General features: G+C 40.5%; 15 protein-coding genes. 9 read left to right on the top strand and 6 right to left on the bottom strand.

Annotation, left to right across the window (positions count from 1 at the left end; all coding sequences use genetic code 11):
- Positions 1-114 precede the first annotated feature (114 nt).
- The 8 genes from AC4CVD_RS03965 to AC4CVD_RS04000 all read left to right on the top strand — a co-directional run bounded on the left by AC4CVD_RS03965 (position 115) and on the right by AC4CVD_RS04000 (position 7,689).
- Positions 115-1,833 carry a GMC oxidoreductase gene (locus AC4CVD_RS03965; RefSeq protein WP_490752070.1) on the top strand — a complete coding sequence of 573 codons (1,719 nt, stop codon included), beginning with the start codon at positions 115-117 and terminating at the stop codon, positions 1,831-1,833.
- Between the two features lie 327 nt (positions 1,834-2,160).
- A complete protein-coding gene (locus tag AC4CVD_RS03970) occupies positions 2,161-3,189 on the top strand; it encodes an IS701 family transposase (RefSeq protein WP_007116247.1) in 1,029 nt (342 codons plus the stop codon).
- A gap of 228 nt (positions 3,190-3,417) precedes the next feature.
- Positions 3,418-3,852: an arsenate reductase (glutaredoxin) gene (gene arsC / locus AC4CVD_RS03975; protein WP_490752072.1), complete on the top strand. Its 435-nt coding sequence runs from the start codon at positions 3,418-3,420 to the stop codon at positions 3,850-3,852.
- Positions 3,853-3,909: 57 nt separating this feature from the next.
- On the top strand, positions 3,910-4,230 hold the full coding sequence (locus tag AC4CVD_RS03980) for a metalloregulator ArsR/SmtB family transcription factor (protein WP_004981310.1): 321 nt from the start codon (positions 3,910-3,912) through the stop codon (positions 4,228-4,230).
- Between the two features lie 6 nt (positions 4,231-4,236).
- Positions 4,237-4,710: an arsenate reductase ArsC gene (locus tag AC4CVD_RS03985; RefSeq protein WP_490752074.1), complete on the top strand. Its 474-nt coding sequence runs from the start codon at positions 4,237-4,239 to the stop codon at positions 4,708-4,710.
- 4 nt (positions 4,711-4,714) lie between these two features.
- On the top strand, positions 4,715-5,758 hold the full coding sequence (gene arsB / locus AC4CVD_RS03990; RefSeq protein ID WP_490752075.1) for an ACR3 family arsenite efflux transporter: 1,044 nt from the start codon (positions 4,715-4,717) through the stop codon (positions 5,756-5,758).
- Positions 5,759-5,763: 5 nt separating this feature from the next.
- On the top strand, positions 5,764-6,468 hold the full coding sequence (arsH, locus tag AC4CVD_RS03995; protein ID WP_490752077.1) for an arsenical resistance protein ArsH: 705 nt from the start codon (positions 5,764-5,766) through the stop codon (positions 6,466-6,468).
- A 156-nt stretch (positions 6,469-6,624) separates the two neighbouring features.
- The gene (locus AC4CVD_RS04000) at positions 6,625-7,689 is read left to right on the top strand and encodes an ArsO family NAD(P)H-dependent flavin-containing monooxygenase (protein ID WP_490747943.1); all 1,065 of its coding nucleotides are present in this window, start codon (positions 6,625-6,627) and stop codon (positions 7,687-7,689) included.
- Positions 7,690-7,966: 277 nt separating this feature from the next.
- Here the strand turns inward: AC4CVD_RS04000 and AC4CVD_RS04005 are convergent, their stop codons facing one another.
- Genes AC4CVD_RS04005 through fahA form a run of 3 tightly spaced genes read right to left on the bottom strand, consistent with a single transcriptional unit; the run spans position 7,967 to position 10,507 of the window.
- Positions 7,967-8,542, bottom strand: a complete 576-nt coding sequence (locus tag AC4CVD_RS04005) for a VOC family protein (RefSeq protein ID WP_490747942.1) — start codon at positions 8,540-8,542, stop codon at positions 7,967-7,969.
- 21 nt (positions 8,543-8,563) lie between these two features.
- A complete protein-coding gene (maiA, locus tag AC4CVD_RS04010; protein WP_426977296.1) occupies positions 8,564-9,202 on the bottom strand; it encodes a maleylacetoacetate isomerase in 639 nt (212 codons plus the stop codon).
- Positions 9,203-9,223: 21 nt separating this feature from the next.
- On the bottom strand, positions 9,224-10,507 hold the full coding sequence (gene fahA, locus AC4CVD_RS04015; protein WP_490752079.1) for a fumarylacetoacetase: 1,284 nt from the start codon (positions 10,505-10,507) through the stop codon (positions 9,224-9,226).
- Between the two features lie 218 nt (positions 10,508-10,725).
- Between fahA and AC4CVD_RS04020 the strand changes: the two genes are divergently transcribed.
- Positions 10,726-11,514, top strand: coding sequence for an IclR family transcriptional regulator (locus tag AC4CVD_RS04020; protein ID WP_490752081.1), 789 nt, complete (start codon positions 10,726-10,728; stop codon positions 11,512-11,514).
- 252 nt (positions 11,515-11,766) lie between these two features.
- On the opposite strand, the gene AC4CVD_RS04025 is transcribed toward AC4CVD_RS04020, so the two are convergent.
- From AC4CVD_RS04025 to hppD, 3 genes are all read right to left on the bottom strand, one after another.
- On the bottom strand, positions 11,767-12,993 hold the full coding sequence (locus tag AC4CVD_RS04025; protein WP_490752083.1) for an amino acid aminotransferase: 1,227 nt from the start codon (positions 12,991-12,993) through the stop codon (positions 11,767-11,769).
- A 29-nt stretch (positions 12,994-13,022) separates the two neighbouring features.
- Complete coding sequence (locus tag AC4CVD_RS04030) at positions 13,023-14,423, bottom strand: amino acid permease (RefSeq protein ID WP_004981288.1); 1,401 nt, start codon at positions 14,421-14,423, stop codon at positions 13,023-13,025.
- A 164-nt stretch (positions 14,424-14,587) separates the two neighbouring features.
- Entirely contained in the window at positions 14,588-15,649 is a 1,062-nt protein-coding gene (gene hppD / locus AC4CVD_RS04035) for a 4-hydroxyphenylpyruvate dioxygenase (RefSeq protein WP_087010368.1), read from the bottom strand.
- Positions 15,650-16,143: the final 494 nt, after the last annotated feature.

Below are 16,143 nucleotides of genomic sequence, written 5' to 3' on the forward strand. Positions count from 1 at the left end.
GTGCCTAAATTTTAAAACCTCAACATCACTTTTCACTTCAATATGGATATCCTGAGGTGAAGGGATTGGTGTATTTAAAAACAGAAAAATAAAACTATTAAAGGAGTTAATAGGATGAAGAATAAAGATTTTGATTATGATCAAATCGTGATCGGCTCAGGCTTTGGTGGATCGGTCAGTGCTTTACGCCTCAGTGAAAAAGGCTATAAAGTCCTGATTTTGGAGAAAGGATTACGCCGTGAAGACAAGGATTTTCCAACTACAAATTTAGACACCAAAAACTATTTGTGGTGGCCTGAACTGGGATTCAGAGGTACGATGCAATTTACTTTCACCAGTAAAACCACCATTTTGCATGGGGTAGGCGTTGGTGGGGGGTCACAAATTTATGCCAATGTACACTTAATTCCACCTGATGCTGTTTTTGAGTCTGAGGCGTGGACCAAGATTCGTAAAGACTGGAAAGAAACCTTAAAGCCGTTTTATGGTCTCGCTCAACGTATGTTGGGTACAGCGAATAATACTTATACCAATATTGCAGATGACACGTTAAAAGAAGTTGCGAGTGAAATTGGATATGCAAATTCATTTAAAACGGTGAATACGGGGGTCTTCTTTTCGCAAGTAGCTGGTCAAGAAGGACAATTAGCGAAAGATCCGTATTTCAATGGAGATGGACCAGATCGTAACTCCTGTATTTATTGTGGCAGCTGTATGTTGGGCTGTCGTAATAATGCCAAAAATACCCTCATGAAAAATTACCTGTATTTTGCTGAGCGTAATGGCGTTGAAATTCGTCCAAGTTCAGAAGTGGTGAAAATTAAACCACTGAATGAAGATGGTAGCGCAGGTTACGAAGTAATAGTCAAAGAAACCCTTGGGAAACAAGTTCGTCAGTATAGTTTGCACAGTCGTGGGGTAGTGTTATCTGCGGGGGTGATGGGTACGGTACCGATGTTGTTAAAAATGCGTGATCAGCATAAGACTTTACCCAATATTTCTTCATTGCTAGGACAGGAGGTTCGGACGAATTCGGAAACCCTGACCACAGTGAACAACACAGGAAAAAAACTGGATGATGGGGTGGCAATCAGTTCCTTTATTTCAGTCGATGCGGATACCAATATTGAGGTCACACGTTTTCCTGAAGGTGCAGATGCTTCATGGATTTATATTCCATATGTGCCGATGGTGACTGGTCAGGGCTTTATGCGCTTTATAAAGTTTGTGTTCACTACACTGTTGCATCCCTTAAAAACTTTTAAAGTACTACGCTATAAGGGTAAAGCCAAAGACTCTATTATTTTATTGGTGATGCAAAAGTCTGAAGCGTTTATTCATTTTGAATGGCGTAGAAAGTGGTATCGACTGTTCCAGAATAGTATTACTGCCGTGCAAAAAGAAGGGGACACGCCACTCACCGTTTCATTCCCTGCAGCCGAAGAAGCCACTAAAATGATTGCACAAAAGTTAGGTGGAGAACCGGGTTCTGCTCTTACTGAAATTCTACTGGGAACGCCAACGACAGCACATATTATGAGTGGTGTCGCGATGGGCAATGACAAGTCGAATGGCGTTGTGGACTTCACTGGTCAAGTCTTTGGTTATCAAAATTTACGCGTATTAGATGGTTCGATTGTACCTGGAAATTTAGGTGTGAATCCCTCACTGACCATTACCGCACTGTCTGAATTTGCGATGAGTCAAATTCCAGTGTTCTCCGCAGAGCGGGCAGCAAAGATTCAGCGTATTGAATTTAGTCAGCCTTTGGAGGGACAGGTGTCTGATTTGAAGGGTAGTGGGGATTTAGCCAGTGCATTAAGTAATGCTTAAAAAAGTGGATATGGTTTGGGCTGGTGATGGTGCCTAATAAGGCAAATTTGACATCCGAAGCAATACAATCTTGAGATCATTATCCCTCTAACGCTGTATGACAGCGTTAGAGGGCGTTGCTGATTTTATGGGCTATAATTCAGAAATTCCTAAGCTAAGAAGAGAGCGAAAAGCTATCTTACCTTTTTACCGATTAATTGGGGGGCATTACTGAGTCTATCCGTAAACCCAAAAGCCATAGTTTATTTTTTCTTGTTATAAAATATGACTATAGGACTTACGCATTGACGGATTCAAAAAAGTATTAAAATACTTTATAAAGTATCTGTGATCAGACGAATTAAACATGCTTCTACAGCAACTTGTACATTACCCATTTATATGGGCTTTCTCATGACAGAACCGAACTCTATTAGCTGCACACAACTTGCCGAGACTTATAACATCTCGCATGATAGTGTAAATCGCTTTCTAGAACGTGAAGACTACACACCTCACGACCTATATCAAGAAGCAATTCAACATATTGATAATAATAAACTTATAGTCAGTATTGATGATACTGTTTTAGATAAACCCTATAGTCAACATATGGACTTGGTTAGCTATTTTTGGTCAGGCAAACACCACCGATCCGTCAAGGGTATTAATCTCATTACCTTGTATGCGACAGATCAGAATGGTCAAAATATTCCAATTAATTTCCGAATTTATGACAAATCTGAAAGTAAAACCAAGAATGATTACTTTATGGATATGTTAAGTGAAGTACTCAGTTGGGGTGCAAAGATTCAATTTATTACAGGTGATAGTTGGTATTCATCGACTGGAAATCTAAAAACCATAAGAAAATATGGTATTCGATTTATGTTTGGTATCGACTGTAACCGTAAGGTTTCCCCAGAAAAAGGACAATGGTTTCAACTGCGTTTATTGCCAAATTTCCATCAGGGTCAAGTGGTCTGGCTCAAAGATTTTGGCTTTGTACAATTATTTAAGACTCAGTTAAAAGAACAGCAGAGGTTTTATATTGTGCATCAAGATGAAGATGATTTATTGTCCTTTGAGGGTTTTCATGAATTACATTCAAGTCATTGGAAAATAGAGCAATATCACCGGGTGATTAAACAGGTTTGTCATATTGAAAAGTTTCAAGTAAGACGATCTAAACTGATTTTGAATCATATTTTTTCAGCCTTGATGGCCTACGTCGAGATACAAAAGAACCAGTTTGAGCGGATCTTTGAAAATGTATATCGTTGGCAGAAGAAATTATTTAGACCAGTTATCAAAAACTTCATTGATGACTTTATTCTCGATAAAAATCATCTGCTACCACAGAGAATCTATAAATAATAGTGCGTAAGTCCTAGACTAGTAAAATCAAAATAATCACTATGATCAAAGTAATCATGACTGTTTCCATAGCTTGACCTCTAAATCTTGTATTTTATCTAATTTTAACATGCTCATTCGATCACTATATATTCCAAAAAGATCATTTTTCATTCTTTAAATATGGATTTGCATATATATGATTATTCGTATATAAATATATATAAAGATTCAATTGAGTTTGAGTAAATGTCTGCTACTCCAAAAGTTAAGATTTATCACAACCCTGAATGTGGTACATCACGTAATACATTAGCATTAATTCGTAATGCCAATATTGAACCTGAAATCATTGAATATCTTGTCAATCCTCCATCTAAAAATGAACTGATTCAAATGATCGCGGATGCAGGTTTAACGGTGAGAGAAGCGATTCGTAAGAATGTTGATCCTTATCGTGATCTCGAGTTGGGCCGTGAGGACTGGACGGATGAACAGCTTTTAGATTTTATGCTGCAGCATCCAATTTTAATTAACCGTCCATTCGTGGTGACTGAACGAGGAACTCGTTTAAGTCGTCCTTCTGAAATTGTGCTGGAGATTTTGCCTTTACCGCAAAAGGGTGCTTTCACTAAAGAAGACGGTGAGCAAGTGATTGATGCGAATGGGCAGAGATTGAAATAAAAATTTCATGGATATATGTGAATATTGATATATCCATATGTTTGAGTGAGTAAAAATATGGATCAAATCAATTTCTTTAAATGTTTGGCTGATGAAACGCGATTCAACATTGTTATGTTGGTTCTTGGGAATAATGAACAGTGTGTTTGTGATTTGACTGAAAAATTACAGCTGAGCCAACCCAAGATTTCACGGCATTTAGCCTTATTACGCTCTTCTGGTCTTTTACAAGATCGTCGCCAAGGGCAATGGGTGTATTACAGTCTCAATCCCAATTTACCCACTTGGTGTATAGACGTACTTAACACCCTTAAAAATGCTGATTTACAGCCAAAAGTTGCTCCATCATTTCAACAAATCAATAGTTATTGCGAGTAGAACAAGATGAAATTCCTTTTTTTGTGTACTGGAAACAGTTGTCGTAGCATCCTGTCAGAAGTGCTGTTTAATAGTCGTGCGCCTGAAGGGTGGAAAGCTTACAGTGCAGGTAGCAAACCATCTGGACAGGTGCATCCATTGACCATTGAAACTCTGGAAAACTTAGGTCTTTCAACTGAAGGTTTGTGGAGTAAAACGATTGATGACTGCGAACAATACCAACCTGACGTTGTGATTACCGTCTGTGATTCGGCAGCACAAGAAGCATGTCCACTGTATTTAGGTGGAGCGATCAAGGCACATTGGGGCTTGTCTGATCCATCTCACTTAGATCTGCCTGAAGAAGAAAAGCTCAACGCTTTTTTAGTCACGGTTGATCATATTAATAAACGTTTGGATGCTTTATTTGCATTGGATGTAAACACACTTTCTCGTTCTGAGTTGATTGCAGAAATCAATAAAATTTCAAATATTGAGTAAGATTATGTCTGCTTCTAAAATGTCATTTTTAGATAAAAACCTAACCCTATGGATTTTTATTGCTATGGCGTTGGGGATTGCGATAGGTGTGTTCTTTCCGCAAGTTTCTGTCGCTTTGGATAAAATGAGTGTGGATTCAGTCAATATCCCGATTGCGATAGGTTTGATTTTGATGATGTATCCGCCACTGGCAAAAGTGGACTATGCGACGTTGCCGCAAGTATTTAAGGATAAGAAAACACTAACTTTATCCTTAGTACAAAACTGGCTGATCGCTCCCGTGCTCATGTTTGCATTGGCAATCATATTTTTGCAGAGTTATCCCGAATACATGACAGGCGTAATCCTGATTGGTTTAGCACGATGTATTGCGATGGTTTTAGTCTGGAATGGTTTGGCCTGTGGTGATAATCAATATGTCGCAGCATTGGTCGCTTTTAACAGTATCTTTCAGATTTTGTTTTTTAGTACTTATGCTTGGTTATTCTTGACGTTCTTACCGCCTTATTTTGGCGTTGCAGGGCAAGTGATCAATGTTGATTTTTGGACCATTACCCATGCTGTTTTGGTTTATCTCGGTATTCCGTTTTTATTAGGTTTCTTAACGCGCTTAATTTTGGTGAAACAAAAAGGCGTGGAGTGGTATCAAACCAAGTTTATTCCGAAAATCAGTCCTCTAAGTTTGATTGCTTTGCTGTTCACGATTTTGGCTATGTTTAGCCTAAAAGGTGGTGATGTTGTAAGCCTGCCAATGGATGTTTTACGAATTGCGATTCCTTTAACAATTTACTTTGTATTGATGTTCTTTATTAGCTTCTTTATGAGCAAATGGATGGGCAATGATTATCCGAAGACAGCAGCAATCTCTTTTACTGCGGCTGGAAACAACTTTGAATTAGCACTTGCCGTTGCAATCGCCACATTCGGTTTAGCTTCGCCAGTCGCTTTTACAACGGTGATCGGACCATTGGTTGAAGTGCCTGTGCTGATTGCTTTAGTCAGTGTGTCTTTGTGGCTTAGAAAAAAGTTTTTTAAAGCAGAGGTGTAATTTCTATGACTCTCCCAAATGTAGATATGAATCTTTTGGATCAGCCGACTTTAGAAAAAGTACAGGCCAAAGTGCTAGATCATCCACCCTGTATTTTGCTGCTCTATGGCTCTAACCGTGAGCGTTCATACAGCCGATTGGCGGTGATGGAAGCTGGTCGTATCTTGGAGCAGTTTGGCGCTGAAGTGAAAATTTTTCATCCTAAGGGCTTGCCCTTACCTGAAGATGCGGATATGGAGCATCCAAAAGCCAAAGAACTACATGAACTTTTGGCATGGTCAGAGGGCATGGTGTGGTGCTCGCCGGAACGTCATGGCTCAATGAGTTCAATTTTCAAATCGCAAATTGACTGGATTCCACTGGCAGGTGGTGCAATTCGTGCAACCCAAGGCAAGACTTTAGCCTTGATGCAGGTGAGTGGGGGGTCGCAGTCTTTTAATAGCTTAAACCAGATGCGTATTTTAGGTCGTTGGATGCGTATGATCACGATTCCAAACCAATCGTCTATTCCCAAAGCTTTTTTGGAATTTGAAGAAGATGGACGAATGAAACCTTCAGCCTTTTATGATCGAATTGTCGATGTTATGGAGGAGCTGTATAAATTCACTCTGCTGACGTGTGGGCAGAGTCAGTACCTCACAAACCGTTATTCAGAACGAAAAGAGTCGGCAGAAGAATTATCTAAGCGTGTCAATCAACGTAGCTTATAAATTTTTAGATGATCAAAGATGTTGAAAAGTATCTTGATCAATTGAGCATTTGAAAAGCTCATTTAAACGCTTGAAAATTGTATGAAATAAGCCCAGTCTGTTGAGCAGGCTGGGTTTTTAAGTTTGATTATGATAATAAAGAATGGGAGCGATACTTTGGCTCAATTACAAGCAGAAATCGATGTGATTATTATTGGTGGTGGTCAGTCGGCACTTGCTACAGCTTATTTTCTCAAACGTAAAAAAGTTTCATTTGTGATTTTAGATGATCAATCGCAAGCTGGCGGTGCATGGCTGCATGCATGGCAGTCGCTACGTCTTTTTTCACCGCATACATGGAGTTCGTTGTCGGGTTGGATGATGCCAACGACTGAACACACCTACCCAACGCGAAATGAAGTGATCGAGTATTTGTTGGCATACGAGCAACGCTATCAATTTCCGACCATTCGGCCAGTCCATATCGATCATATTGAACAAAAAGATGACTATTTAGATGTGTATGCTGGCGAACAATATTGGCGAGCTAAAGCGGTGGTCAGTGCTACAGGAACATGGAGTCAACCTTATATTCCACATTATGAAGGACATGAGCGATTTGAAGGGATACAAATACATTCAGCTCATTACGTAAATCCAGAGCCTTTCATCAATAAAAAAGTGATCGTGGTTGGAGGTGGCAACTCTGGTGCACAAATTCTTGCTGAAGTCTCAAAAGTTGCAGATACCACTTGGGTCACAGTAACACCACCTCAATTTTTATCGGATGATGTTGATGGGCGGGTCTTGTTTCTTCGGGCAACGGAGCGTTTAAAAGCCCAACAGGAAGGTAAAGTGATCAATCAGCCTGTAGGTGGTCTGGGTGATATTGTCATGATAGACACTGTCAAAGAGGCCCGTGAACGTGGCGTATTACATAGCCGAGAACCGTTTAATGCATTTGAAGAACATTCAGTTGTTTGGGCGGATGGTACAACACAAGCCGTAGATGCTGTGATTTGGTGTACAGGGTTCAAAGCTTCACTGAATCATTTAAGAAGTCTTGATGTGGTAGAACCTGATCAAACGGTTGCTGTCCATAATGGGCGTTCAATGAAAGTAAATAATTTATGGTTGGTTGGCTATGGTGAGTGGACAGGCATGGCATCGGCGACTTTAATTGGAGTGTCCAGAACAGCAAGAGCTGCGGCTGATGAAATTGCTGCCTACTTGACTAGCTAAAACGTATAAGTTTAAAGGGATGCATAGACAGGTTTCATGCATGAACAATTCGATTTGATTCGATACGGAGGAGGACGGAAATAGAATTCGCCGTGAAGCAAATGGAAAGCAATTATTGATGATTGATAGGAGATTTAAGCTACTCTAAGTAGCTAATTAAAATAAGAAAACCTATCTATTGAAATCAGAAAAGCAGCCGAAGCTGCTTTGCGTTTTTTTATCATCGTTGAACTTGCCTCTAAGGCATTCACCATCAGCACAAATCAAATTGCCAGATTTAAGCATCTAGTTTGGCGGTACGAGAGTTATGGCTTAATTCATCTGCATGTAGGAAATGCGTATGCTGCGGCGCGCGTTTGGTTTTGCTCCATTCTTCCAGCATGTCATATTTCATTTGTTCAGTAATCATGGCAATTTTTTGTGGTGCTTTTTCATCGTCATAAGCCAATTCCAAACGATGGCCATTTGGATCAAAGAAATAAATTGAGTGGAAAATACCATGATTGGTAATGCCCAAGACCTCTATGCCATTGGCTTCTAGGTGTTCTTTAGCATCAATCAGTGCCTGACGGTCTTTGACTTTGAGTGCAATGTGCTGCACCCATTTTGGGGTGTTTTCATCACGGCCCATTTCAGGCTGGGTTGGCAGTTCAAAGAAAGCCAGAACATTACCATTTCCTGCGTCTAGGAATAGGTGCATATAGGGATCAAAGGCTTTGGTTGATGGTACATGGTCTTCAGCAAAGGCGAGAATGAAATCCATGTTTAGATTCTTTTTGTACCATTCCACCGTTTCTTTGGCATCTTTACAACGGTAGGCCACATGGTGGATTTTTTCAATTTGAATGGTCATTTTTATATCCTTATAAAAAACTTAAGCAGCTTCAGGTTGCATTTCGGGTGCAGCGTGTTGAAAGGCCTCTAAACTGTTGCAATGGGTGTAGATCGAACAAATTTTTGGATAACCCGATAAATCAAGATTAAAACGTAGCGCGTTATAGACTTGTGGGATCAGGCAGCAATCTGCTAGGGTGGGCTGATTGCCGAAACAGAATTTGCCATTTGACTGTTCCAACTGTGTTTCAAGGGCCTTAAAGCCCGTTAAAACCCAGTGTTTATACCAAGCTGTTTTCTGCGCATCACTTATTTCCAATGTACCCGTCAGGTACTGAAGTACCCGTAGGTTGTTGAGTGGATGGATATCGCAGGCAATACTCAAACTAAATGCACGGATCAAAGCACGTTGCTGCGAGTCTTGAGGGAGCAAGGCCATGTCTGGGAATTTTTCTTCTAAATATTCAAGAATACTTAGCGATTGAGTCAGAACAAAATCCTGCTCTGCCCATGTGGGCACCAGCTCACTAGGATTGATCTGACGGTAGCTTTCACTATGCTGTTCACCGCCATTATTGACTAAGTGCACAGGGACATGTTCAGCATTCAGACCTTTTAAATTCAGGCCAATACGAACTCGGTAAGCCGCAGAACTACGAAAATAGGTATACAGTTTCATGGGCAAGATCCTAGTCTGCAATTATTGGGTAAAACCAAAATCCACTGCTGGCAGAATTTTGCCGCTGACTTCACCAAAGCCAATACGCAAATCATCTTTTTCGCAATAGCCTTTCATAATGATGGTATCGCCGTCTTGAATGAAGTTACGCTGTTCGCCATTTGATAGCGTTAAAGGTTTGGTGGCATTCCATGTGATTTCGAGCAATGAACCATAAGAATCTGGGGTTGGCCCTGAAATGGTCCCTGAACCCATCAAATCACCGACCTGTAAGTTACAGCCCGCAATCGTATGATGTGTCAGCTGCTGAGCCATGGACCAGTACATATATTTAAAGTTGGTTTTGCAGATCACATTGCTCTGGTCGTTATTCTCAGGCTGAATTTCAACCGAAAGATGAATGTCATAACTATTGCTGCTGTTGTCTTCACGCAGATAAGCCAAAGGTTTCGGCTCTTGTTCAGGCGAACTGGTTTTAAATGGCTCAAGTGCTTCCAGCGTCACAATCCAAGGTGAAATAGACGACGCAAAAGTTTTGGCATTAAACGGACCAAGTGGTACATATTCCCATTGCTGCAAGTCACGAGCAGACCAGTCATTAAACAGCACCATACCGAAAATATGATCCCAAGCGTTTTCAATTGGAACAGGTTGACCCAGCTGACTTGATTTACCTACGATAAAGCCAGTTTCCAGTTCAAAGTCGAGTTTACGACAAGCAGAAAATACAGGACGTTCTGAATCTGGCAGCTTGATTTGTCCTGATGGACGGACAATGTCAGTGCCGCTCACAATAACTGAGCTGGCACGACCGTTATAACCAACAGGGAGTTCTGACCAGTTGGGTAGCAGCGCATTTTTCGGGTCACGGAACATGCAACCGACATTGGTGGCATGTTCTTTAGATGAATAGAAATCGGTATATTCTGGGATGTGTACAGGCATATGCATTTTGACATCTGATTGTTTGAAGAAAACCTGATCACGCAGAGCCTGATTGTCACGAAGTTCAGGATTATCTGCAGACAACAAAGCTTGTAATTCTGCGCGGACCTTAGACCAATTGGCTTTACCTGATTCAATAAACAAATTCAGTGTCGGCTGATTAAAGAGCAGTTTGCCATCTGTTAGTTTGCAATAACCATGCGCTTCCAGTACCGCCAGATCAATTACCCATTCTCCCAGTGCTACGCCAGCACGAGGCTGCGAATTGTGTTTTTCACTAAAAATGCCATAAGGCAGGTTTTCTAGTGGGAAATCTGAATGTGCAGCGATTTCAACAAATGACTTCAGGCGTTTGCTCATGGATATTGATCCTTTCCGTGGAAAATTTAAGTTCTAGATAGAATCATACTTATATTTTAAAATTACGCAATAAATAATTTATTTATGAATAGTGTAAATTGTTGAGCTATACTACTCTGAATGAGAGAGTCAGGTTTAGATGGCTCACATTTTTGATTTAAGTAGTACAATTCACCAATGGAGTTATGACAACTAATGCAGCTATGTAGGGTAAAGCGATGAGTGTTGAGGAAGAAAAAATACAGGGAGGGGTTCAGTCTCTGGAAGTTGGATTAACCGTATTAGATGCATTAACTGCACATAATGTACCGATGATGTTAAAAGAGCTGTCCGAAGTTTTATCCATGCATCCGGCTAAAGTACACCGTTATGTGGTGAGCTTGATTCGTAAAGGCTATGCTCAGCAATTAACGGATGGGCGTTATAGTTTAGGTGAGCGTGCACATGCTTTTGGGGTGAATGCACTCAAACGAACAGATATGCTGGAATTAAGCCAGCGTTATATTCAGGACATTCAGCAACATCTGAATTGCAGTATTCATGTCAGTAAATGGTTTGCCGATGGCGCGGTCGTGGTTCAGTCTCTAGAATCTAACCATGTCTTTAATATTATTACCCGAGTCGGTTCACGCATGCCTCTGCTGAAATCTGCGACAGGGCGCTTGCATGCCTGCTATCAGTCTGAGCACATCATCAAGCCATTATTGGAAAAAGAATGGGAAAGTAGCGTTAAGTCAGAGCAGTATCCTGCAAATTGGGAAGATTTTTTAGAGCTGAAAGCGAAAATCCTGAGTCAAGGTTATGCTTCAGTCACAGGAGATATGATGGCTGGGATCAATGCGATTAGTATTCCAGTCTTTAATTTCACGCAGCAACTGGATCATGTCATTACTTGTATTGGCACAGAAGATCAGTTACCCGAAGGACAAATGCAGCAAGCAATTGATTATGTACTTGGCGTACAGCGACAGATCGAGGCTTTATTTCGTCCAGCTGCTGCTATATAAAAGCGTCGATTACATTGAAAAGATGAATTAAGTTTTAAATCCACCCTCTGGTGGATTTTTTTATGGGGTTGCGGAGTCAGACAGTCGAAATATTTGATTTTTTTTGCCGCACTGTCTAAAAGAAAGGGGGCATGAAATAGATAGTTAAGCTGAAACCCTTAGACTTAGGTTGCCTGGATTCAAGTTCTGAAAAATAACGATAAAAAAGGCTTCTAACCCTAGAGTGAGAAGCCTAAGTGAACATGATATATTTTAAGCAAGCACAGACTCAGCGGAACTTGCCGCTTTAAGCACAGTCGCCATCGACTCAGCCACATAATCAATATTGTTTAAATTCAGGCCAGCAGTACACATACGGCCGCTGCGGACTAAATAAATACCATAATCGTCTTTCAGCAAATCGACCTGTTCTGCACTTAAGCCTGTATAACTAAACATGCCTTGTTGCTGGGTCAGATAGCTAAAGTCCATATCTGGTAAAGCTTGACTGAGTTTATCTTCAAGTAAGCGACGCATCAGTAAAATGCGCTGACGCATTTCTTCTAATTCAGACTGCCATAGCTGAGACAACGCTGTGTCATTTAATACCTGACTCACCAATAACGCACCGTTGGCTGCTGGGCTAGAATAAATGCGACGGACTGTCGCTTTAAGCTGGCCCAATACATTTTGGGCAATGTTTGCGTCATCACAGACAAAGCTCAAGCTACCAACGCGCTCACCATATAAGGAAAAGATCTTGGAAAAAGAATGGCTGACAATAAAGTTCATACCAGACCGATCTAGCGCGTGGATTGCATAAGCATCTTGTTCCAAGCCTTGACCAAAACCTTGATAGGCCATGTCCAAGAAAGGAATCAAGTCATTTGCTTTTAGAACCTCAATCACTTGATCCCATTCATGAGGTGCTAAATCTGCACCTGTTGGGTTATGACAGCAAGGATGCAGTAGTACTATACTTTGAGCAGGTAGCTGCCTTAAGGTATCTAGCATCGCAGTTAGATTTACGGCATGGGTGTCCGCATCATAATAAGGGTAGAAATGGGTTTGAACACCAGCGCCATTAAAGATCGCAATATGGTTTTCCCAAGTCGGCTGACTGACCCAGATATCGGACTGCGGAAAGTATTTGTTCAAGAAGTCTGCACCCACTTTGAGTGCACCAGAACCACCCAAAGTCTGAATGGTGACGACACGTCCTTGCTGACGGGCAGGGCTAGCCTGACCGAAAATGAGTTCTTGTGCAGCCTGATTAAAGCTCTTGAGCCCATCCATCGGCAAATAGACTCGGACTTTGTCATAGTCAGGAATTAAATGAGTATAGGCTTTTTGAACCGACTGTAGCTGCGGCACGATATTATCTTCATTATAATAAAGTCCGATACTGAGATTGACCTTATTCTGGCGCGTATCTTTGCTGAATTCCTCCATCAGAGAAAGAATCGGGTCACCTGCATAGGCATCAATATGTTGAAACATGAATACATCCTAATATGATAAATACGATATTACGCTTCTGGTAAGGAAGTGATTTTACTTTTTTCAAGCAACGCAACATGATCTTCTTGCTTCCGTTTAAAGAGATAAGCCGTCAGTAAAATTGCAATCCAGACTGGAATCATGAGAACTGCAATTTGCATATCTGGGCTACGACTCATAATGAGCAGAATACTCGCCATGAAGGCAATACATAAATAATTGGTAAATGGATAGGCCACACTTGGAAAGTGAGTTTTTACCTGCATGCGATTCATGGCTTTTTTAAACTTTAAATGTGTATAAGAAATCACGACCCAGTTAATCACAATAGCCGCTACGACCAGCATCATGAGTAAGTTAAATGCTTTTTCAGGAAATAAATAGTTAATCAGAACACATATTAAAGTAAAGAAAGCTGAAACCATAATGGCATTTACAGGAATACCACGCGGATTAATTTTGCTTAAAAATTTTGGGGCATTGCCTTGTTGTGCCAGACCAAGCAGCATTCGGCTGGTACAGTAATTGGTGCTGTTATAGACAGAAACAGCCGCAGTCAAAACTACAAAATTTAAAACAGCGGCCACGGTCTGGCTGCCTAGAGAGTCGAAAATCAATACAAAAGGACTACCGCCTTCAGCCATCATATTCCATGGATAAAGTGACAAAATTACGACTAGGCTTAAGATATAAAATAACAAGACGCGGTAAACAATTTGATTGACGGCTTTTGGGAGGGTTTTCTGAGGGTTATCTGTCTCTGCTGCTGCAATGCCCACCAGTTCAATTCCACCGAAAGCAAACATAATCATGGCCATAGCCATCACTAAGCCTGTAATACCATTGGGGAAGAAGCCACCGAGCTGCCATAAATTTTGTAAGCTAGACTGGCTATGACCACTACCGCTAGCCAGCAAGTAACTCCCAAAAGCAATCATGGCAATAATTGCCACGACCTTAATAATGGCTAACCAAAATTCCATTTCACCAAATAATTTCACGTGCAGTAAATTAATGACATTAATGAAAATAAAGAAACCCAAAGCAGAAACCCACGTTGGAATATCAGGCCACCAGTAATGGATATAGAGGCCGACAGCACTGAGTTCAGCCATACACACTAAAATATTCAGTACCCAATAATTCCAGCCAGACATAAATCCCGCAAATTTGCCCCAGTATTTATAAGCAAAATGACTAAAAGAACCACTCACGGGTTCATGCACAATCATTTCACCGAGCTGGCGCATCATGAGAAAGGCAATAAGGCCTGCGATGGCATAGCCTAAAATAACAGAAGGTCCTGCGAGTTTGATGGTTTGTGAAATACCGAGGAAAAGCCCCGTGCCGATAGAACCACCGAGGGCGATGAGCTGAATATGACGATTACTTAAACCTTTTTTCAGGTTTCCTTGTTCAATGTGCTGCATTTTTATTCTTCATCCATGTGAGATAAAGCCTTGAACCATGATGATGTTTAGTTATTTTTATATTGTCATCGGAGCAGACTTTAATTTTACGAGTATAGTTCTTGCACAAAAGTTAAATTTCCCTGTACATAAAACTATATGTACAGGGAGATTCTAGAAATCGTTTAAGCTTTAGATACATCTAAAACGCCACGTTTAATTTGATCGCGTTCAATCGACTCAAATAGCGCTTTAAAGTTGCCTTCACCAAAACCGTCGTCATCTTTACGCTGAATAAATTCAAAGAAGACAGGGCCTAGCATATTTTGAGAGAAAATTTGCAAGAGGAGGCGCTTATTACCGTCTTTAGTATTGCCATCCAGCAAGATGCCCCGTTTTTGTAGCTCATCAGCAGGTTCGCCGTGGTTAGGCAAACGTTCATCTAGCATTTCATAATAGGTATTTGGTGGAGGTGTCATGAACTTAGCACCTAAAGCTTTGAGTTTGTCCCAAGTGCTAATCAGGTCATCACAAATGAAGGCAATATGCTGAATGCCTTCACCGTTAAACTCATTGAGAAATTCGGCAATCTGACCATTTCCTTTATCCGAATCTTCATTGAGCGGAATACGGATTTTGCCATCTGGCGCCGTGAGTGCCTTGGACGTCAGGCCAGTATATTCACCTTTAATATCGAAGTAGCGAATTTCTTGGAAGTTAAAAATCTTTTCATAGAAATCAGACCAATACTGCATACGGCCTTTATACACATTATGGGTCAAATGGTCGATTTCATATAAACCTGTGCCGACAGGATGGGATGGTACATCATCAAAGAAGATGAAGTCATTTTGGTAAATGTCACAATCGACGAGGAAAATAGGAGAGCCACCAATCCCTTTAATCGCTGGGATATTTAGCTCCATCGGACCAACTTGGTTGTAAATTGGTTCAGCACCAATTTCTATCGCCTTTTTAAATGCCTTTGCCGCATTCTTGGTTCGGAAACCCATTGCACAGGCAGAAGGGCCATGTTCTTTATAGAAATAAGCTGCATACGATTCAGGCTGATAATTTAGAATGATATTAATTTTGCCCTGACGCCATAAATACGCATTTTTAGACTTATGCTTTGCCACTTTGCTGAACCCAATGGTTTCAAACACCGCATCTAGCTGACCATCTTCAGAAACAAATTCAATAAATTCGAATCCACATAGTTCTAATGGGTTGGCTAATTCATTCATACAACGTCCTCATTTCTTTTTTAAGCAATCCTATTGCTTATCTTTTTAACGATTCCTTTCAGAGCCAACGGACTGGTCGCTACAATTCTAGAGCGAGAGAGACAAATCCGTTTGTCTGACATGGGGCACCTGTTCAGCAGCATTCTTAATGTTGAGTGAACAAGTGTAGGAGTTTTAATTCATCATACTTGATCTAAATTATTATTCAATACGTAATTTAATTACGCAATAAATAAAATTGGTAAACGATTGACCTATAAATTAAATTAATATTATTCATAAAAATATGTTTTAAAATAGGGGAGCTTTGTTATACCAAGATTTCAGGATGAAATCTGTGCTATAGGACTAAAATAGAAGGGAAAAATTGGGTATGAAATTTGGCTCATTCCGTGCATCTGTTGAGAACAGCTATTTGAAAATGAAACAGCCAAGCAACTGATTTGAGCACGAAAATTAATTGCAAAAGATCAAGAATAGTTTGACTTACTAAA

The organism is Acinetobacter sp. LipI_23, assembly GCF_058243045.1.